This window comes from Chelativorans multitrophicus (assembly GCF_011317445.1).
Taxonomy (GTDB): domain Bacteria; phylum Pseudomonadota; class Alphaproteobacteria; order Rhizobiales; family Rhizobiaceae; genus Chelativorans; species Chelativorans multitrophicus.
The window spans coordinates 679,163-697,279 of the sequence record NZ_JAAAPL010000001.1 but is presented as its reverse complement, the minus strand read 5'-3'; the positions used below and the strand labels follow the sequence as shown (position 1 = coordinate 697,279).

Annotated in this window: 16 protein-coding genes; 10 read left to right on the top strand and 6 right to left on the bottom strand. The window is 61.6% G+C overall.

All coding sequences use genetic code 11. From position 1 onward, the window contains the following. Window positions 1-2: 2 nt before the first annotated feature. On the bottom strand, window positions 3-2,147 hold the full coding sequence (gene scpA, locus GNP00_RS03510) for a methylmalonyl-CoA mutase (RefSeq protein WP_011580199.1): 2,145 nt from the start codon (window positions 2,145-2,147) through the stop codon (window positions 3-5). Next, entirely contained in the window at window positions 2,144-3,583 is a 1,440-nt protein-coding gene (locus tag GNP00_RS03505; RefSeq protein ID WP_011580200.1) for a methylmalonyl-CoA mutase family protein, read from the bottom strand. Before GNP00_RS03505 ends, scpA begins: the two co-directional genes overlap by 4 nt. A gap of 286 nt (window positions 3,584-3,869) precedes the next feature. On the opposite strand from GNP00_RS03505, the gene GNP00_RS03500 reads away from it, so the two are divergent. Next, entirely contained in the window at window positions 3,870-5,414 is a 1,545-nt protein-coding gene (locus GNP00_RS03500; RefSeq protein ID WP_011580201.1) for a helicase HerA-like C-terminal domain-containing protein, read from the top strand. 192 nt (window positions 5,415-5,606) lie between these two features. Here GNP00_RS03500 and GNP00_RS03495 read toward each other — a convergent pair whose 3' ends face one another. Then, window positions 5,607-6,350, bottom strand: a complete 744-nt coding sequence (locus GNP00_RS03495) for a L,D-transpeptidase (RefSeq protein ID WP_011580202.1) — start codon at window positions 6,348-6,350, stop codon at window positions 5,607-5,609. Between the two features lie 201 nt (window positions 6,351-6,551). Next, window positions 6,552-7,214, bottom strand: a complete 663-nt coding sequence (locus GNP00_RS03490) for a haloacid dehalogenase type II (RefSeq protein ID WP_011580203.1) — start codon at window positions 7,212-7,214, stop codon at window positions 6,552-6,554. A 300-nt stretch (window positions 7,215-7,514) separates the two neighbouring features. Here GNP00_RS03490 and GNP00_RS03485 point away from each other — a divergent pair, with 300 nt between their 5' ends. Then, on the top strand, window positions 7,515-8,117 hold the full coding sequence (locus GNP00_RS03485) for a superoxide dismutase (RefSeq protein WP_011580204.1): 603 nt from the start codon (window positions 7,515-7,517) through the stop codon (window positions 8,115-8,117). Between the two features lie 327 nt (window positions 8,118-8,444). Here GNP00_RS03485 and GNP00_RS03480 read toward each other — a convergent pair whose 3' ends face one another. Then, window positions 8,445-10,547 carry a S9 family peptidase gene (locus tag GNP00_RS03480; protein WP_011580205.1) on the bottom strand — a complete coding sequence of 701 codons (2,103 nt, stop codon included), beginning with the start codon at window positions 10,545-10,547 and terminating at the stop codon, window positions 8,445-8,447. A gap of 272 nt (window positions 10,548-10,819) precedes the next feature. Next, window positions 10,820-11,230 carry a peptide-methionine (R)-S-oxide reductase MsrB gene (gene msrB, locus GNP00_RS03475; RefSeq protein ID WP_011580206.1) on the bottom strand — a complete coding sequence of 137 codons (411 nt, stop codon included), beginning with the start codon at window positions 11,228-11,230 and terminating at the stop codon, window positions 10,820-10,822. Window positions 11,231-11,434: 204 nt separating this feature from the next. Between msrB and GNP00_RS03470 the strand changes: the two genes are divergently transcribed. The 8 genes from GNP00_RS03470 (at window position 11,435) to GNP00_RS03435 (ending at window position 18,110) form a co-directional block, all read left to right on the top strand. Continuing rightward, window positions 11,435-13,780 carry a putative monovalent cation/H+ antiporter subunit A gene (locus GNP00_RS03470; RefSeq protein ID WP_011580207.1) on the top strand — a complete coding sequence of 782 codons (2,346 nt, stop codon included), beginning with the start codon at window positions 11,435-11,437 and terminating at the stop codon, window positions 13,778-13,780. A gap of 7 nt (window positions 13,781-13,787) precedes the next feature. Continuing rightward, the gene (locus GNP00_RS03465; protein WP_011580208.1) at window positions 13,788-14,204 is read left to right on the top strand and encodes a Na+/H+ antiporter subunit B; all 417 of its coding nucleotides are present in this window, start codon (window positions 13,788-13,790) and stop codon (window positions 14,202-14,204) included. Then, window positions 14,204-14,581, top strand: coding sequence for a Na+/H+ antiporter subunit C (locus GNP00_RS03460; RefSeq protein ID WP_011580209.1), 378 nt, complete (start codon window positions 14,204-14,206; stop codon window positions 14,579-14,581). The genes GNP00_RS03465 and GNP00_RS03460 overlap by 1 nt, the downstream gene beginning before the upstream one ends. Window positions 14,582-14,585: 4 nt before the next feature. After that, on the top strand, window positions 14,586-16,145 hold the full coding sequence (locus tag GNP00_RS03455; protein ID WP_011580210.1) for a Na+/H+ antiporter subunit D: 1,560 nt from the start codon (window positions 14,586-14,588) through the stop codon (window positions 16,143-16,145). After that, window positions 16,142-16,615, top strand: a complete 474-nt coding sequence (locus GNP00_RS03450) for a Na+/H+ antiporter subunit E (RefSeq protein WP_011580211.1) — start codon at window positions 16,142-16,144, stop codon at window positions 16,613-16,615. The genes GNP00_RS03455 and GNP00_RS03450 overlap by 4 nt, the downstream gene beginning before the upstream one ends. Continuing rightward, entirely contained in the window at window positions 16,615-16,947 is a 333-nt protein-coding gene (locus GNP00_RS03445) for a cation:proton antiporter (protein ID WP_083764575.1), read from the top strand. The genes GNP00_RS03450 and GNP00_RS03445 overlap by 1 nt, the downstream gene beginning before the upstream one ends. After that, window positions 16,944-17,297: a monovalent cation/H(+) antiporter subunit G gene (gene mnhG / locus GNP00_RS03440; RefSeq protein ID WP_011580213.1), complete on the top strand. Its 354-nt coding sequence runs from the start codon at window positions 16,944-16,946 to the stop codon at window positions 17,295-17,297. Before GNP00_RS03445 ends, mnhG begins: the two co-directional genes overlap by 4 nt. A 393-nt stretch (window positions 17,298-17,690) precedes the next feature. After that, window positions 17,691-18,110, top strand: a complete 420-nt coding sequence (locus GNP00_RS03435) for a Ros/MucR family transcriptional regulator (RefSeq protein ID WP_083764577.1) — start codon at window positions 17,691-17,693, stop codon at window positions 18,108-18,110. The last annotated feature ends 7 nt before the right edge of the window (window positions 18,111-18,117 follow it).

Below are 18,117 nucleotides of genomic sequence, written 5' to 3'. Positions count from 1 at the left end.
GCTTATGCGGCCGAAAGGTTTCCGATCCGTTCAAGCAGCCGGTCGAGGAGCCGGACAGCCGCCTCGGCGATCACCGTGCCGGGCGGAAAGATATCAGCCGCGCCCGCCTTTCGGACCGCCTCGAAATCGCCGGGGGGAATAACGCCGCCGGCAACGATCAGGATATCCTGGCGGCCAAGCTTTTCGAGCGCCTGGCTCAGTTCGGGGATGAGGGTGAGATGCCCGGCGGCGAGCGAGGAGACCCCGACGATGTGCACGTCCTTTTCGGCCGCAAGCCTGGCGACCTCCGCCGGCGTTTGGAACATCGCCCCCACCGTCACGTCGAAACCCAGGTCCGCGAACGCGGTCGCGATCACTTTCTGCCCGCGGTCGTGCCCGTCCTGGCCGATCTTGGCGATGAGGATGCGCGGCGATCCACCGGTCTTCTGGCGGAAGGCGGCCACCTTCCTCTCAGCCTCTTTCACGGCATCGTTCTCGCCGATCTCTTTGCGGTAAACGCCCGAGATCGTGCGGATATCCGCGACGTGGCGTCCAAAAACCTTCTCCAGCGCCAGCGAAATCTCGCCGACGGTCGCCTGCGCGCGGGCGGCGCGGATGGCGAATTCGAGCAGGTTTCCGTCTGTTTTGGCCGCTTTCGTCAGCTCGTCCAGCGCGTTCTCCACCTTCGCCACGTCGCGCGTGCCCTTGAGCTGTTGCAGCTTGGAAAGCTGGCGCGCCCGCACTTGCGAATTGTCGATTTTGAGCACATCCACCTGGATGTCCTCTTCCGGGCGGAACTGGTTTACGCCGATGACCGGCTGTTCGCCGGAATCGATGCGGGCCTGCGTGCGCGCCGCTGCTTCCTCCACGCGCAGCTTGGGCACGCCTTTCTCGATCGCCGCGGCCATGCCTCCGAGGCTTTCCACCTCCTCGATATGGGAGAGGGCGCGGGCAGCGAGATCATGGGTAAGCCGCTCCACGAAGAACGAACCGCCCCAGGGGTCGATGATGCGCGTGGTGCCGGATTCCACCTGCAGCACGAGCTGGGTGTTGCGGGCAACGCGGGCGGAGTGGTCCGTCGGCAGCGCCAGGGCCTCGTCAAAGGAATTGGTGTGAAGCGACTGCGTATGCCCCTGCGCCGCCGCCATTGCCTCGACCATGGTGCGCACGATGTTGTTGTACGGGTCCTGCGCGGCAAGCGACCATCCCGAGGTCTGGCAATGGGTTCTGAGCGCAAGCGAGCGCGGGTCTTTCGGGGAGAAATTCTTCTTGATGAGAGCGGCCCAGAGGAGGCGCGCAGCCCGCATCTTGGCCACTTCCATGAAGAAATTCATGCCGGTGGCCCAGAAGAAGGAAAGCCTGGGCGCGAACTGGTCGATATCGAGCCCGGCAGAAAGGCCCGCGCGCGCATATTCGATGCCGTCGGCGATCGTATAGGCCAGCTCCAGATCCGCCGTCGCTCCCGCTTCTTGCATGTGATAGCCGGAAATGGAGATGGAGTTGAATTTCGGCATGTGCTCCGCCGTATAGGCGAAGATGTCCGAAATGATCCGCATCGACGGCCTGGGCGGGTAGATATAGGTGTTGCGGACCATGAACTCCTTGAGGATGTCGTTCTGGATGGTCCCGGCGAGGTCCTTCTGCGCCACGCCCTGTTCCTCGGCTGCCACGATATAGAGCGCCAGGATCGGCAGCACCGCGCCGTTCATCGTCATCGACACGGTTATCTCGTCAAGCGGGATCCCGTCAAAGAGCTGGCGCATGTCGAGAATGGAATCGATGGCGACGCCCGCCATGCCGACATCGCCGGCAACGCGCGGATGGTCGCTGTCATAGCCGCGATGGGTGGCCAGGTCGAAGGCGATGGAAAGGCCCTTTTGGCCGGCGGCGAGGTTGCGCCGGTAGAAGGCATTGGATTCCTCCGCCGTGGAGAAGCCCGCATATTGGCGGATTGTCCAGGGGCGCTGGACATACATGGTGGGGTAGGGGCCGCGGATGAACGGCGCCAGCCCCGGAAAGGTGTCCAGCCAGCGCAGCTTGTTGATGTCCGCCTTGCCATAGGCGTGGCGGATGGCGATGCCCTCGGGCGTTTGCCACCGGTCCGCCGGCCATTTCTCTTCCGTCTTGGCCGGCGGTGACCAGGCCATGGCGGAAAAGTCGGGGATCATGTGGGCTCTCCAAGCCCTTCGTCGATGCGGGAGGCGGCAAGCGGAATGCAGGTCACCGCCCCGTCCGTCGGGATCGGCTGTCGCGCGGCAGGAAGCGTTGCGAAGGGGCGCTCCTGCGCGGCCTTATAAAGTGTGGTGCCGACGATATTGCGGGCGCCCTGGCGGAATTCGGCGAGGCGCTTGGCGTGAGCGGAGGCTACGCGCCGCTGGATGTGACCGGCGGCGAGGCTGCGCAGTACGCCGCCTTCCTTCTCGATCTGGCGGAACTCCTCCCATGCCTTTTCGCAAAGCCCGTCTGTCAGCGCCTCGATGGCGCCGGAGCCGGCCGCGGGATCGGCCACGAAGTCCAACCGGCTTTCGCCCGCCAGGATGAGCTGTGTGTTGCGCGCGAGCCGGCGCGCAAAGCCGTCGGGCAGTCCGTGGGTGATGGTGTGCGGCAGCACGGAAATCGAGTCGGCGCCGCCCGTTGCCGCGGCAAAGCCGGCGATGGTGGTGCGCAGGATATTGGTCTCGGGATCGCGCGCTGTCATCATGCGGTACGAGGTTTCCGCATGGATCGTCACTGGCGCGGGGTCGATTGCGCAGGCCTCCAGCATCCGCGTCCAGAGCTTGCGCAACGCCCTGATCTTGGCCGTGGAGAGGAACTGGTCCTGATCGACGCTAAGCGCGAATCCGATATGCGGCGCGGCATAGACGAGCGGCTGGCGGGCCTCCTCGAACATTCTCAGATGCGAGACGGCCGAGGCGAGCATGATGCCGAGTTCCTGCGCTTCCGTGGCGCCGGCATTGTGGAAAACGCGGCCATCGGCCTCGAGCAGGACCCCGGAGAGCGAGAGGACGAAATAACCCGCGAGCGACTGCGGCATGGAAGCTTCCAGCGCCTCGATAGACATGCGCAGCCGGCCCGTTCCCGCAAAAAGCGAGGCGGGATCGATGCCGAAGGAGAGGCTGAGCCGCGCCGGATCGGCCTTGTGCTTCTTGAGCACCGCAGCCAGCCAGTCGACGGATGCGCGGCTTTGCGGATGGACGTCGATCCTCAGATGCACGTCTTCGAGCGGCAATCCGGCAAGGGCTGTCTCCAGCGCCTCGGCCGTGGCCGGCAGACCATAGCGGAAGGCGTTAGGAGCACCGGCGAAGATGATGGAAAGCCCCGTCGCGCCCTTTTCCAGATCCTCCCTTGCCTGCGCGTTGGCCCGTGCCGGGTCCGGATCGTCCATGCGCTGGATCAGCTTCCACGAGGAAACGGGATCGACGCGGGTGAGCGCGGAAGCGCCGCTGGCGCGCTCATAGAGCGGCTCGATCGGCAATTCATCGTCCGTATGGCGGATCAGCGACGAGAAATCCGTATCCTTGCCCAAAGACTTGGCGACGAGTTCCAGCCACTGCCGGCGGTCGACCGCCGGGAAGTCCGCATTCTTCAGGATCGACCGATCCATCGTGCCTCCGTTCGCGTCATATGACCCGATGAGTTTAGGATGAGCCGCGGCTTGCTGCAATGCACCTCTGCATCAACCTTGGCTTGAAGAGCAGCCTGTAACTTCTCCTCCTTTCGGCCGCCTCGACACGCTCAGCAGGCCGGAGGAGCAATCCGATCCATTCGACTTGGCAGGATTTCAGCCCCGTGCAGGGGCGAGACCGCGATGACAGGCAGGAGTGCGTGTGAGATATTAACCTGGCGGTTTTACCGTATCCGAGCGGGCGGACTGAAAGCGAGGGAGTGGAATGGCAGACCAGGACAGCAGCATCTTCATTGGCGCGAGCCGGCATAAGGACGACAGCTACCAGCGGGCCGAACAACTGCTTTTGGGGTATGCGAATCGGCATGGCCTCGTCACCGGGGCGACCGGCACCGGCAAGACGGTGACGCTGCAGGTGCTGGCGCAGGGCTTTTCCGATGCGGGCGTCCCCGTCTTCTGCGCCGATGTGAAGGGCGATCTCTCCGGTATCGCAATGCCCGGCGAGGAGAAGGATTTTCTTCTGAAGCGGGCCGCGGAGGTCAAGCTCGATCCCTACACCTTCGAAGCCTGCCCCGTCATCTTCTGGGACATCTTCGGGGAGAAGGGACATCCGATCCGCGCCACCATTTCGGAGATGGGGCCGCTGCTTCTCTCGCGCCTCATGAATCTGACGGAGGCACAGGAGGGAGTGCTGAACATCGCATTCCGCATCGCGGACCAGGAAGGACTGCTCCTTCTCGACCTGAAGGATCTCCAGGCGCTCTTGTCGAATGTCGCCGAGCGGGCGGACGAGATCTCGGCGCAATATGGCAATGTCAACAAGCAGTCCGTCGGCGCGATCCAGCGTTCGCTGCTTATCCTGGAGCAGCAGGGCGGCGAGCATTTCTTCGGCGAGCCGGCGCTTCAACTTGCCGACCTGATGCGCACCACGCGCGACGGGCGCGGCATGGTCAGCGTGCTTGCCGCGGACAAGCTGATGATGAATCCGCGCCTCTACTCCACCTTCCTGCTGTGGCTTCTCTCGGAACTGTTCGAGGAATTGCCGGAAGTTGGCGACCCGGAAAAGCCGAAGCTCGTCTTCTTCTTCGACGAGGCCCATCTTCTCTTTGACGATGCGCCCAAGGCGCTGATCGACCGGGTGGAGCAGGTGGTGCGCCTTATTCGGTCGAAGGGCGTGGGCGTCTATTTCGTCACGCAGAACCCGATCGACGTGCCGGAAACGGTGCTCGCGCAGCTTGGCAACCGCGTCCAGCACGCGCTGCGCGCCTATACGCCGCGCGAGCAGAAGGCCGTGAAGACGGCCGCGGATACTTTCCGCCCCAACCCCGACTTCGATTCTTTCGCAACGATAACCCAGCTCGGCGTGGGCGAGGCGCTGGTCTCCACTCTCGAGGCGAAGGGCATCCCGTCCATGGTGCAGCGAACCCTGGTCCGTCCGCCTTCCTCGCGCTTGGGACCGATCACGGATGCCGAGCGCCAGTCGCTGGTTCAGGGCAGCCCCGTCGCGGGCCAATACGACAAACCGGTCGACCGGGAATCCGCCTTTGAGATTTTGCAGAAGCGGGCACAGGCGAAGGCGGCTGAGGCCCAGCCGGAAGAGGCGCAGCAGACCGGTGGCGGCTGGACGCTTCCGGATTTCGGGGGGCGCAGCCAAAGATCCAGTCCGAGCCGCAGAAGCTCCAATGGCAGCTCCTCCCGCCGCCAGACGGTCACGGAAGCGGCGATCAAGTCCGTCGTGCGCTCCGTGGGCACCACGCTTGGCCGCGAGCTCATTCGCGGGGTGCTGGGCAGCCTGACGCGGAGAAGGTGAGCTAAACGTTGGCGGGTTGACCGGGCGCCCCTTCGCGCCCCCCTCTGGCCTGCGGCCATCTCCCCCTCAAGGGGGGAGATCGACTTTCTTACCTGCTTTCGCCAATCATCAATGTTGCAGAACAGGTGCCGCACGGCCGGCTCAATCTTCCCCTTGTGGGGGAGATGGCCGGCAGGCCAATGGGGCCGTCGCCTAGACCGTGCGAAGACCGCTCGTCACCAGCACAGGCGTGCCCTCCGGAACGCGGTCGTAGAGATCGATCACGTCCTGATTGATCATGCGCACGCAGCCGGAGGACACCGATTTGCCGATCGACCACCACTCGGGAGAGCCGTGGATGCGGTAGAGCGTGTCCTTACCATCCTGATACAGATACATCGCGCGTGCGCCGAGCGGATTCATGATGCCGGGCTCCATGCCGCCCCGCCACTCGTTGGTCGCCTTATCGTATTCGGTCTTGTACTTCTCCAACTCCGGCTGGCGCTCGATCATCTCTGCCGGCGGATGCCATTTCGGCCACATCGCCTTGCGGTCGATCTGCGCGCGGCCCGCCCAGGCGAAGCCTTCACGGCCGAGCCCAACGCCGTAACGCATCGCGCGGCCGCCGCCCCGGACCAAGTATAGGAAATGCTGGGAGGTATCGATCACGATAGATCCGGGAGCTTCGCCCGTTGGATCAACAACTTCCTGCCGCAGATAACGCGGGTCCATCCTGGAGACCGGTACGGCCGGAATTTCGTAGCCGCCGTCGACCATCGCGGCGTACATCTCCGAATTGGAGCGCGGCTCGACCGGAGGAAGTGCGGGCTGGAAGGACACGATCGGAGCGGTGGAAGGCACGTTCACACAGCCTGAAAGGGATGCAGCACCCACCAAGCTGGCTGTCAGGAACGCGCGGCGGGACATGGTGCGGGAAGGTTCAACTGTTGAGGACATGGCCATAGGTCTCGGGAGGACAAGAACAATCAATGCGGGAGGAGGCAGAGATATATGCGTCGGCTAATACTCGGATAACCGGGTAATTCATTGCGGTGCAAATCCAACCTTGTTGCGTCGGAAGCAAGCTGGAAACTTAATCCTGGCCATATTGTTCGCCGCCTATTGCAATTGTGCAACGCACGTCGGGTCACGAATCGGTCATCGGTCGGTCAGCAGACCCTTCAATGACGGAAGGATGAGTTGCGGCGGATATTCGTGGTATTCGTCCGGCTGATCGCTGCGGTTGATCCAGACCGTGCGGAAACCGAAGCTGCCGGCGCCTGCCACATCCCACCGGTTAGCGGACTGGAAGGAGACCGCGTCCGGATAGACCCTGAGCGCGGTGGTAACGAGTTCGTAGACGGCCGGATGCGTCTTGAACTTGCCCACCATGTCAGCGGAAAAGACATCATCCACGACCGTATCGAGCGCGGAGGAACGCAGCGCCGCTTCGAGCATTTCCGGCGAGCCGTTCGACAGGATGGAAATTCTCGCGCCGCTCGATTTCAGGGCCGACAGCACGGCGGGAACCTCCGGGTAACAGTCGAGGCGCCAATAGGCCTCCAGAAGCTTCTGCTTCAGCGCCGGATCAGCGGAGGGCACCTTCTTGAAGGCGAAATCGAGCGCGCGCTCCGTCAGCACCCAAAAATCGGCATAGTCATCCATGAGCGTGCCGATCCACGAATATTCGAGCTGCTTGGCACGCCAGATTTCCGAAAGCGTCTGGCCTGCCGGCCCTATATCGCCCGCATGGCGGCGGACGGCCGAATGCACGTCGAAAACCGTGCCGTAAGCATCAAAGACAAAGGCTGAAAATCGCATTCTGCTATCCTGACCCAGACGTCATCGCGCGGGCACCACGGAGAATTCCGGGAAAAGCTTTCCAAAGGCTGAAGCTTTCCGGAGCGTTGCACATAAAGAGGAATTGGCTCGCCGGGAGGGATCGTCAAGCGGCGCCGGACAAGGTAGCCAAGCCAATTGCGATGGTCTAAATGGGGCTAAGCTTGTTCGACGCTGATTGCGCCGCCTGTTAAGAGATCATCAGGGAACGGTTGCCAAAACGGGCTGCCCGCCCCATCTGCGGTTTGTGGATTTTCAACCACCTTTCTGAGGGAGACGAATATGGCCTTTGAACTGCCGGACCTGCCCTACGACTATGAAGCTTTGCAGCCTTACATGTCGAAGGAAACGCTGGAATTCCATCACGACAAGCATCACAAGGCCTATGTGGACACAGGCAACAAGCTTGCGGCCGAAGCCGGGCTCGACAACCTCTCGGTGGAGGAAATCGTCAAGCAGTCCTATGGCAAGAATCAGCCGCTCTTCAACAATGCCGGCCAGCATTTCAACCACGTTCATTTCTGGAAATGGATGAAGAAGGGTGGCGGCGGCAAGAGCCTGCCCGGCGCGCTGCAGACGGCGATCGACAGCGATCTCGGCGGCTATGACAAGTTCCGCAACGATTTCGTGCAGGCCGGCATGACGCAGTTCGGCTCTGGCTGGGCATGGATTGCGGTCAAGAACGGCAAGCTCGAAATCATGAAGACGCCGAATGGCGAGAACCCGCTGGTCCATGGCGGCGCGCCGATTCTCGGTGTCGATGTCTGGGAGCACTCCTATTACATCGATTACCGCAACGCCCGGCAGAAATATCTGGAAGCCTTCGTCGATAATCTCGTCAACTGGGACTACGTCCTGGAGCTTTACGAAAAGGCGCGCGGCTGAACGGCTGAAAGTCTATGAAAAAGAGCCCGGCTTTCAGCCGGGTTTTCTTTTTAGGGGAGTAGGGCAGTAGGATGAATGTCTCTTGCCCTTGCTTTTGGTGGTCTTGCCAATGGAGGCGTTCAGGCATGGATCCTCGGGTCAAGCCCGAGGATGACGAGGTGGGGAGGCTTCTGCAAATCTCCAGCCCCGGCGACTGGTGAAAACGTTCTTTTGCGCTCGTCATCCTCGGGCTTGACCCGAGGATCCATGCCTGAACATTGCAACGCTGCGGCGTTCCAATAGGCGAAAGATAATCCGGCTGCGTTACTGCCCTACTGCCTTACTCCCTTATTCCTCCATCCCCACCGCCTTCATCATGAACGCATAGCTAAGCGCCGTCTCTTCCAGGCGTGAGAAGCGGCCGGAGGCTCCGGCATGTCCGGCCTCCATATTGACCTTGAGCAGGATGGGATTTTCGCTCGTGTTGTAATCGCGCAGGCGCGCCACCCATTTCGCCGGCTCCCAATAGGTCACGCGCGGGTCCGTCAGCCCGGCAAGCGCCAGGATGGCCGGATAGGGCTGCGCGCGTACATTATCGTAAGGGGAATAGGACGCGATGGTTTCGTAATCCTGCTTGCTCGCAACGGGGTTTCCCCATTCCGGCCATTCGGGCGGGGTGAGCGGCAGCGTTTCGTCCAGCATCGTGTTGAGCACGTCGACAAACGGGACCGCCGCCACCAGGCCGCGGAAATCCTTCGGCGCCATATTTGCGACTGCGCCGATCAGCATGCCACCCGCCGAGCCGCCTTCGGCGACGAGCCGGTCGTGGCTCGTATAGCCCTGCGCCACGAGGTGCCGGGCACAGGCGATGAAGTCGGTGAAGGTATGCACCTTCTTCTCCCGCTTGCCGTCCTCATACCAGGCAAAACCTTTGTCCTTGCCGCCGCGGATATGGGCGATGGCATAGACGAAGCCACGGTCGACCAGCGATAGCGGATTTGTGCGGAAGGAGGCGCTGATGGTGATGCCATAGGCGCCATAGCCGTAAAGAAGGCAGGGCGCCGAACCGTCGAGCGGCAGATCGCGGCGGTGGACGAGCGAGATCGGCACCTGCTCGCCGTCGGGTGCTGTCGCCATCAATCGGCGCGTCACATAGTCTTCCGGGTTATGGCCTGAAGGCACCTCCTGCGTCTTCAGGAGGACGCGCTCGCGCGTGCGCATGTCGTAATCGAACTCCTGCGCGGGCGTGGTCATCGAAGAATAGGAGAAGCGGAAGACATCCGTGTCGTACTCGTAGGCACCGTAAAGGGCGAGCGCGTAGGCCTCCTCCGCGAAGGCGATCACATGCTCTTCGCCGCTGGCGCGCTCGCGAACGACGATGCGCGGCAGCCCATCCTTGCGCTCAAGACGCACGAGGTAGTCCTTGAAGGCGAGGAAGGACATTATGAGCCGGCCAGGCTCGTGCGGCACCAGCTCGCGCCAGTTGGCGGGCGAGGGGTCCGCCGCCGGCGCTGTCATGATCTTGAAGTCCTTCGCGCCGTCGCGGTTGGTCAGGATGAAGAACTCTTCGCCCGCGGGCTCGATATCGTAGCGGATCCCAGGCTCGCGCGGCGCCACGATGCGCGGCTCGGCATGAGGTTCATTGGCGGGAAGGATGCGATACTCGCTTGTCTCATGGTCGTGGATTGAGATGAAGATGAAGTCATCGAGCCGGCTGCCGAACACATTCATGAAAAAGCCGGGGTCGGCCTCCTCATAGACCAGCCGGTCTTGGGCGGAATCCGCGCCTATCGCATGATAGAAAACCTTTGATGGCCGGTGGTTGTCGTCGAGCCGCGTGTAATAGAAGCCGCGGGCGTCGGCCGTGAACGTGCCCGAGCCATTAGTGCCCTCCACGTGGTCGGCCAAGTCGCGCTTGGTCTCAAGATCGCGCACGCGCAGCGTGAAGAACTCCGAGCCCTTGTCGTCGATGCTCCACAACATATAGCGGTGGTCGGGGGAATGCCCGACGCCGCCGATATGGAAATAGCTCTTGCCTTCCGCCTCCCGGTCGCCGTCGAGCAGCACATCCTCCGCGCCGCCTTCCCGCGGCGTGCGGAAGAAGCGCGGGTGCTCACCGCCTTTGCGATAGGCGCTGCCGTAAGCGAAGGGCCCATCCTTCATCGGGACGGAGCTTTCGTCTTCCTTGATGCGCCCCTTCATCTCGGCAAAAAGGAGCTTCTGCAGCTCCTTCGTGTCTTCCATCATGGCTTCGTGATAGGCGTTCTCGGCCTCCAGATGCGCACGGATATCGTCCGCGAGCGCCGCCGGATTCCTGAGCACCTCCTGCCAGTTCCCGGCCCTCAGCCAGCCGTACTCGTCAGTACGGGTGAAGCCGTGCCGGGTGTCGGTGACAGGCCGCTTGTCGGCTTTCGGCGCGGGCAGGGCAGGGAACGGGGAGCGGGGGGACATGGAGAAAACTCCTGAGGTGCTGAAATAAAGCGGCCTTGGCTGGCGCGGTTTTAGGGCTAGTGAGGGATCATGGCTAGCTGCGGACGATAACTTCCTTTCGCGCCCCTCTCTGGCCTGCCGGCTATCTCTCCCATAAGGGGAGATCGGCTGCCGCAACGGCTTCCCCTAATCGTCAGCGCTGCAAGACAGGTGCCGGAGCAAGCCACCGGCGTGATTTCCCCCTTGCGGGGGAGATGGCCGGCGGGCCAGAGGGGGATGCGAGTGGGCTGCGCTCACTTCTCCTCGAAGTTCAAAGCATTGCCGTTCATGCAATAGCGCAGGCCGGTGGGCGCCGGGCCGTCGTCGAATACGTGGCCAAGATGGGAGTCGCACTCCGCGCAGCGTACCTCCGTGCGCGTCATGGAATAGGACTGGTCCTTGTGCAGGCTAACGGCGTCATCGTCCATCGGAGCATAGAAGCTTGGCCATCCCGTGCCGGAATCGTATTTGGTCTCGGAGGAGAAAAGCGGGCGGCCGCAGGCCACGCAGCGATAGACGCCTTCGCGCTTGTTGTCCCAATAGGGGCCGGTGAAGGCACGCTCGGTGCCGTGCTCGCGCGTGACGTGATATTGCTCGGGCGTCAGGTCCTTGCGCCACTCCTCGTCGGATTTCTGGATCTTTGGGCGGGTCTCGCCAGTCATCATTATATCTCCGTTCTGTTTGCCGTTATGTAGGAGCTTACGTGCTCGTTTGTCAGCCCGGTAGCCGCGGCGGCTGACAACTCCGTGAATATCAGGGCCGATTGTCACGCCTGCCTTGCCCGCACGGACATGAACGTCTATGTCACGACCACGTTTGGGGAGCGCGGCGACGCGCTTTCGGGGTAGGATCAAAGCTAAGGGGGACCGATGGCAGCAGACGGGCAATGGTTGACTTTCCTTGCTCTCATCCTGCCGTTTTTGGGAGCTGCTGCCGCTCCCCCCCTGGTCCGTGCTTTCGGCCACAACGCCGCCTGGATACTGGCACTCGTCCCCGCATTCCTCTTTTATCACTTCGCTGGTTTTCTCGGCATTATTGCCGGTGGTCAAGCGGTCAGCGGCGGCTATAGGTGGATCGAAAGCCTGAGCGTAGATTTCTCCTGGTATCTCGACGGTCTGTCGCTCACTTTCGCGCTCCTGATCTCCGGCATCGGCACGCTGATCGTGCTCTATTCGGGCGGTTACCTGAAGGACCACCCGCATCTGGGCCGCTTCTTCTCCTTCATCCTCATGTTCATGGGAGCGATGCAAGGCCTGGTCGTGGCCGACTCCTTCCTGATGCTCTTCGTATTTTGGGAACTCACCTCGATCGCCTCTTTCCTGCTGATCGGCTTCGATCACCGGCGTGAGGCGGCGCGGCGCGCCGCACTGCAGGCACTGATCGTAACTGGCGCGGGCGGGCTGGCGCTGCTTGCCGGTCTTCTGGTTATCACGCTGGCAACCGGCGCGAATTCGCTGTCGGCGCTGCTCCAGTCGGGGGATGCACTCCGGCAGGCGCCGCTCTATCTGACGGCGCTGCTTCTTGTCCTTGGTGGTGCCTTCACCAAGTCGGCGCAGTTCCCGCTGCATTTCTGGCTTCCCAACGCGATGGAAGCGCCGACTCCTGTCTCCGCCTACCTGCATTCCGCGACCATGGTGAAGGCAGGCGTCTACCTCCTCATGCGGCTCAATCCCGTAATGGGCGATACGGTCCTTTGGGAAACGATCCTGCCCATCTTCGGCGGCACGACCCTGATCGTCGGCACGCTGCTTGCGCTGCGGCAGACAGATTTAAAGCTCATGCTCGCCTACACGACCGTGGCCTCGCTCGGCCTGCTCGTGATGCTGACGGGCTTCGGCTCGGAAATCGCCATTGAGGCTGCGGTGCTCTACCTCGTCGCGCATTCCATGTTCAAGGGCGCGCTCTTCATGGTGGCCGGCTCCGTCGACCACGAGACGGGGACGCGCGACATCACGAAGCTTGGCGGCATCGGCCGGGCCATGCCCATCACCTTCGCCGCCGCCGTGCTGGCTGCCCTGTCCATGGGCGGCCTGCCGCCGTTCTTCGGCTTTCTGGCGAAGGAGGAAATCTATGCCGGCCTGGGCTTTGGCAGCAACTGGAGTACACTTGTCACGCTGGTGGCGCTTCTCGGAAACGCGCTGATGTTCGCCATCGGCTTCGCCGTTGCGCTGAAACCCTTTACGGGACGCTTCATTGCCACGCCGAAAACCGCCCACGAGGGGCCGGTGCTGCTGTGGCTCGGGCCGGTGGTGCTCGCGCTCTGCGGTTTGTTGACGGCGATCTTTTCGGAGATCAGCCACCGCTTCATCTCAACTCCAATGGCGAGCGCGGTGGCGGGCGAGAGCGTCTCCGTCTCGATCTCGGTGATCCCGCATGTAGGGCTGCCGCTGCTCCTGTCCCTCGCAACGATCGGGCTTGGCATCATTCTTTATCTGGCGATCGACAGGGGCCGCGCAGCGATGGCCTCGCTTCTGGCCGCGATCGGCTGGGGGCCGGATCGGGGCTTCGATCAGTTCGTGCGTGGAGCGGTCCGCATCTCGGCGGCGATCACGGCCATCGTGCAGAACGGCCGCCTCGACATCTACATGACCGTCACATTCATCTTCCTGGCGGCGGCGCTTCTGGTGCCGATGATCGGCTTTGGAGAACTGCCGGAGATGCCGGCTTTTGTCGCGATGCATTTCTATGAGGCGACGATCCTCGTCATCGCGATCATCGGCCTTGCCGCGGTGGTTTACGCGAGGGACCGGCTGACGGCGATTGTCTCGCTCGGCATTCAGGGATTCGCCGTGGCATTGCTCTTCATGCTGCTCGGCGCGCCGGACCTCTCCTTCACCCAGTTCATGGTCGAGACATTGTCGGTGGTCATCCTTGCGCTGGTGATGACGCGGCTCAGGCTTTCCCCCGCGGATCACCGGCCGCTCGGGCAGAAGACGCTCGATTTCTCCGTCGCAAGCCTCTGCGGCGCGGCGCTCGGCCTTCTTCTCCTGCGCATCACGCAGGTGCCCTTCGACCCGGTGCTCAGCGAATTCTTCGCCGCCAATTCGCGTGTGATCGCGCACGGACGCAACATCGTGAACGTCATCATCGTGGATTTCCGCGGGCTCGATACGCTGGGCGAAATCGCTGTAGTGATGATCGCGGGCCTGGCAATCCTGGCGCTTGTCCGCATTCGCGCCGGCCGGCCAGCCGATAAGCCAGTGAAGGAGGCTTAGGCTTCAGATGCGCACGCTGATCTTCCGAACCACCGCGCCTTACCTGGCGAGCCTGATGGTGCTCTTCTCCATCTTTGTTCTCCTGCGCGGCCACAATGAGCCGGGCGGCGGCTTCATCGGCGGGCTGATCGCGGCTTCCGCCTTCGCAATTTATGGTATTGCCTGCGGCGTTTCGCCGGTGCGCCGCGCCCTTTATTTCCATCCGACGGCGATCTCCGGCTTCGGTCTTCTCGTCTCGGCCTGTTCGGGCCTCCTCTCGCTTTTCGAGGGGGTGCCGTTCCTGACGGGCATCTGGACCGAGATCAATGTGGGCGTGCCCGTGGATATTTCGACCGTCATCGCCTTTGACATTGGCGTCTATCTCGTCGTCGTCGGGTCGATCACCTCGATCGCGCTGGCGCTGGAGGAAAGGGAGCACGCCTGATGGAACCGATCCTGGCGCTTACGGTGGCGATTTTCTTCAGCGTTTCGATCTACCTGATGCTTTCCAAGCACATCATCCGCATCCTCCTGGGTGTGTCTATCTTCGGAAACGCGGTGAACCTTACCATCTTCACCTCCGGGCGGGTTGTACGGGAGATTCCGCCCATCATTCCGCTCGATCTCTCCGTGCCGGACGGGATAACGGCCAATCCGCTGCCGCAGGCGCTGATCCTGACGGCGATCGTCATTTCCTTCTCATTCTTCGCTTTTCTGCTCGTGCTGGCCTTCCGCACTTACCAGGAACTCGGCACCGACGACACCGACGGTATGCGGGTGGCCGAGCCGAAGGGCGAAGAGCTTCCACCGCTGGGGTACTGATCGCATGGCCGTTCCCGGAACCGAAGCCGTCGACCTTTCGGGCGCCATGGTCCTGGCAGCCACGCCGTCGGCCGACTGGCTGGTGGTGGCGCCTGTGGCGATCCCGATCGTCTTCGGCGCGGTGCTTTTGATGTTCCGCCACGAGACGCGGATTCAGGCCAGCGTGGCCATCATCGGGCTCATCGCCACGCTCGCCTGCAACCTGCTTCTGCTTTTGCGCATCATGGACCAAGGTCCCGTGGTGATGACGATGGGGCGCTGGTTGCCGCCCTTCGGCATCTCTTTCACTGCCGATGTGCTGGGCGCCTCACTGGCACTGGTGGCCAGCCTGGTCGCGCTCGTCTGCGCGTTCTACTCCACCGCCGATATCGGCACGATCGGGCGGCGCTACGGCTTCTATCCCTTCCTGATGCTCATGATGGCGGGTGTCGGCGGCTCTTTCCTTACCGGCGATCTTTTCAACCTTTATGTGTGGTTTGAGGTTTTCCTGATCTCGTCCTTCGGGCTGCTGATCCTCGGATCGGAACACCGGCAGCTGGACGGCGCCACGAAATATGCCATTTTGAACCTGATCGGCACCACATTCTTCCTGACCGCAACGGCGCTGCTCTATGGCGCGTTCGGCACGCTCAACATGGCTGACATCGCGCGCAAGGCAGACAGTGTGCGGGAGGTCGCGCCGCTCACAACGCTTGCGATGTTCTTCCTGCTAGCCTTCGGCATGAAGGCGGCCGCCTTTCCGGTAAATTTCTGGCTGCCTGCCTCTTATCACACGCCGCGCATCGTTACGGCGGCGCTCTTCGGCGGCGTTCTGACGAAGGTGGGCGTTTATGCGCTGTTGCGCGTTCTGGTGATGCTCCTGCCGCCGGAGCGCGCGCTCCTTTCGGGCGTGATCGGCTGGGTGGCGGCGGCCACGATGATCCTGGGAGTCATGGGTGCGCTGGCGCAGACGGATATTCGCCGCGCCCTGGGCTTTGTGGTGATCTCCAGCGTTGGCATCATGCTTGCCGGCCTTGCGCTAGGCAATGGCGAGGGGCTCGCCGGAACCATCTTCTACGCGTTTCATTCCATGATCGTCATGGCGGCTCTTTATTTGCTCGCCGGCATCATGAACGGGCTCGGCGGCAGTTATTCCCTACGCACGCTATCGGGCCTATACGCCAATCACCCGTTGATCGCTGCCTTCGCGCTGATCCTGATCCTCGCCTCGGCGGGTCTGCCGCCGGCGTCGGGACTTTGGCCGAAGGTGATGCTGGTTCGGGCCTCTCTGGATGCGGGACAGGGATGGCTGGCGCTGGCCGTGCTCGCCACCGGCTTCTTCACCACACTGGCGCTCGGCAGGGTTTTCATCCTTGCCGTCTGGCGGCAGCGCGATGAAGCGGTGACGGCGGAAAGATATTCTCCGCTGCTCGGCTATGTAACGCTGGGCATCCTCGCCGTGCCTGTGCTTTTCATGGGCCTTTACCCGCAGCCTGTCATCAATATCGCCGAGCAGGCCGCTGGGGGCATTCTCGATGCTTCGACTTACATCGGCACGGTGTTTCCGGAGGGGGCGCAGCCATGACGCTCTACCTGATCAACATCCTGCTCGCGCTCGTCTGGACAGCAATCACCGGTTCCTTCTCGCTTGCCAATATGGTGCTTGGTTTCCTGCTGGGCTCCTTCGCGCTCTACCTCATCCGTGAGCAGGTGGGTTCGCTCGGCTATTTCCGCCGCGGCGTGAAGATTTTCAGCTTGGCCGTTCTGTTCCTTTACGAGCTTGTGCTTTCCGCTTCGCGCGTTGCCAAGCTCGTCCTTTCGCCGAAGATGCACCTGAAGCCCGGCATCTTCTCCTATCCGCTTACCGTCGACCGGGATTTCGAGATCACGCTTCTGGCCAATTTGATCACGTTGACGCCGGGGACGCTCTCGGTCGACGTGTCGGAGGACCGCAAGACGCTTTTCGTCCATGCGCTCGACTGTTCGGATGTCGAGGCGCTGCGGAGCGACATCGCCGAGGGCTTCGAGCGCAAAATAATGGAGGCGTTCCGATGATAACGGGTGAAGCCTATCTGGCCTTCGCAGAGCTTGCGGCTCTGGCTATTTTAAGCCTCTCGTTCCTGCTTACCGTCATTCGCGTTCTGCGGGGTCCGGCGCTGCCGGACCGGGTGGTGGGCCTCGACATGCTCGTGGCGATCGCCATCGGGTTTATCGCGGTGATCGGCATTCGCACCGGCTACACGCTATATCTCGATATAGCCATCGCGCTTGGCCTCGTGGGCTTTTTGACGACGGTAGCCTTTGCACGTTTTATCCTGAGCCGCCGCTACGAGGAGGAGTTCACCTCTCGTGACCCGCTGGGCATCTATCGGGATAGGCATCAATGATCGACTTGCTTCAGAATCTTGTGGTTGGCACCCTTATTCTCATCGGGGCCTTCTTTGCGCTCGCCGCCTCGATCGGTCTCCTGCGGCTGCCCGATCTTTATACGCGAATGCACGCCGCCTCCAAGGCGGGAACCTTGGGATCGGGCGTCATGTTGATTGCGCTTGCGGTCTATGCCCAAGACCATGCAATAGTGACCCGGGCGCTGGCTGCGGTGGCCTTCCTCCTGCTGACGGCCCCCATCTCGGCCCATCTTCTCGCAAAGGCCGCTTATGCCGCAGGCTACCGCCTCTGGGCGGATTCGATCCATGATGATATGAACGTGACCAAGATTTCCGAAGGATCTACATAGTTTGAAGCGTTGTCCCTTTCAGTTTTGGGTGAAACGAAAGCATTTTCCACACTTATGACGTAATCCACAGTCACTGAAAGTTTTATTACCTTACGATTTCACAAGCGGGATCAAAGACGGGGCGTTTTCCCCATTGAAATTATTGTTAACCGCGCTTAATTGCTGTTGAAGGGAACTATGCACAATGGCGTCGACTTCGCTCCGCTAAGTATTAGGCACATAAAATATACCCAGCCTTGAAAGAGTTTGTGAGTTGACGTCCTTAAATAGGTGGTGGATACCCCACACCGTTGGGCACCATGAAAATTAGATTTGAGCGATCGATACATTGGGGGAGAATGAATGTATAGGAATGAGGTTGGGGTACCTTTTATGCTGGGGAAAGATACGGAAATGGATGAACAGAACACAAAAAACGAAGACGTGCTGGTGGAATTGACGGCGGATGTTGTCGCTGCTTATGTCAGTAACAATCCTGTACCGGTCTCCGAACTTTCTAATCTGATTGCCGACGTCCATGCGGCTCTGGGCCGAGTTACTCGCTCCACCGAGCAGGTCGCCACGGAAAAGCAGAAGCCGGCCGTCAATCCGAAGCGGTCGGTGCATGACGACTACATTATCTGTCTTGAAGACGGTAAGAAGTTCAAGTCGCTGAAGCGCCACCTCATGACCCATTACGGGCTTACACCTGAGCAGTATCGCGAAAAATGGGGCCTTGATCCGAGCTATCCGATGGTCGCCCCGAATTACGCCGTGGCGCGTTCCCAGCTTGCCAAGAAGATGGGACTGGGACGTAAGCGCAAGGGCAAGTAAGACTACC

Coding starts and splice junctions, on each gene's coding strand:
- GNP00_RS03480 (WP_011580205.1), bottom strand. CDS start 10,547: ATGTCCCCCCGCTCCCCGTTCCCTGCCCTGCCCGCGCCGAAAGCCGAC.
- GNP00_RS03465 (WP_011580208.1), top strand. CDS start 13,788: ATGCGCACGCTGATCTTCCGAACCACCGCGCCTTACCTGGCGAGCCTG.
- GNP00_RS03435 (WP_083764577.1), top strand. CDS start 17,691: ATGGATGAACAGAACACAAAAAACGAAGACGTGCTGGTGGAATTGACG.
- GNP00_RS03500 (WP_011580201.1), top strand. CDS start 3,870: ATGGCAGACCAGGACAGCAGCATCTTCATTGGCGCGAGCCGGCATAAG.
- scpA (WP_011580199.1), bottom strand. CDS start 2,147: ATGATCCCCGACTTTTCCGCCATGGCCTGGTCACCGCCGGCCAAGACG.
- GNP00_RS03455 (WP_011580210.1), top strand. CDS start 14,586: ATGGCCGTTCCCGGAACCGAAGCCGTCGACCTTTCGGGCGCCATGGTC.
- GNP00_RS03495 (WP_011580202.1), bottom strand. CDS start 6,350: ATGTCCTCAACAGTTGAACCTTCCCGCACCATGTCCCGCCGCGCGTTC.
- msrB (WP_011580206.1), bottom strand. CDS start 11,230: ATGATGACTGGCGAGACCCGCCCAAAGATCCAGAAATCCGACGAGGAG.
- GNP00_RS03470 (WP_011580207.1), top strand. CDS start 11,435: ATGGCAGCAGACGGGCAATGGTTGACTTTCCTTGCTCTCATCCTGCCG.
- GNP00_RS03450 (WP_011580211.1), top strand. CDS start 16,142: ATGACGCTCTACCTGATCAACATCCTGCTCGCGCTCGTCTGGACAGCA.
- GNP00_RS03490 (WP_011580203.1), bottom strand. CDS start 7,214: ATGCGATTTTCAGCCTTTGTCTTTGATGCTTACGGCACGGTTTTCGAC.
- GNP00_RS03505 (WP_011580200.1), bottom strand. CDS start 3,583: ATGGATCGGTCGATCCTGAAGAATGCGGACTTCCCGGCGGTCGACCGC.
- GNP00_RS03485 (WP_011580204.1), top strand. CDS start 7,515: ATGGCCTTTGAACTGCCGGACCTGCCCTACGACTATGAAGCTTTGCAG.
- GNP00_RS03460 (WP_011580209.1), top strand. CDS start 14,204: ATGGAACCGATCCTGGCGCTTACGGTGGCGATTTTCTTCAGCGTTTCG.
- mnhG (WP_011580213.1), top strand. CDS start 16,944: ATGATCGACTTGCTTCAGAATCTTGTGGTTGGCACCCTTATTCTCATC.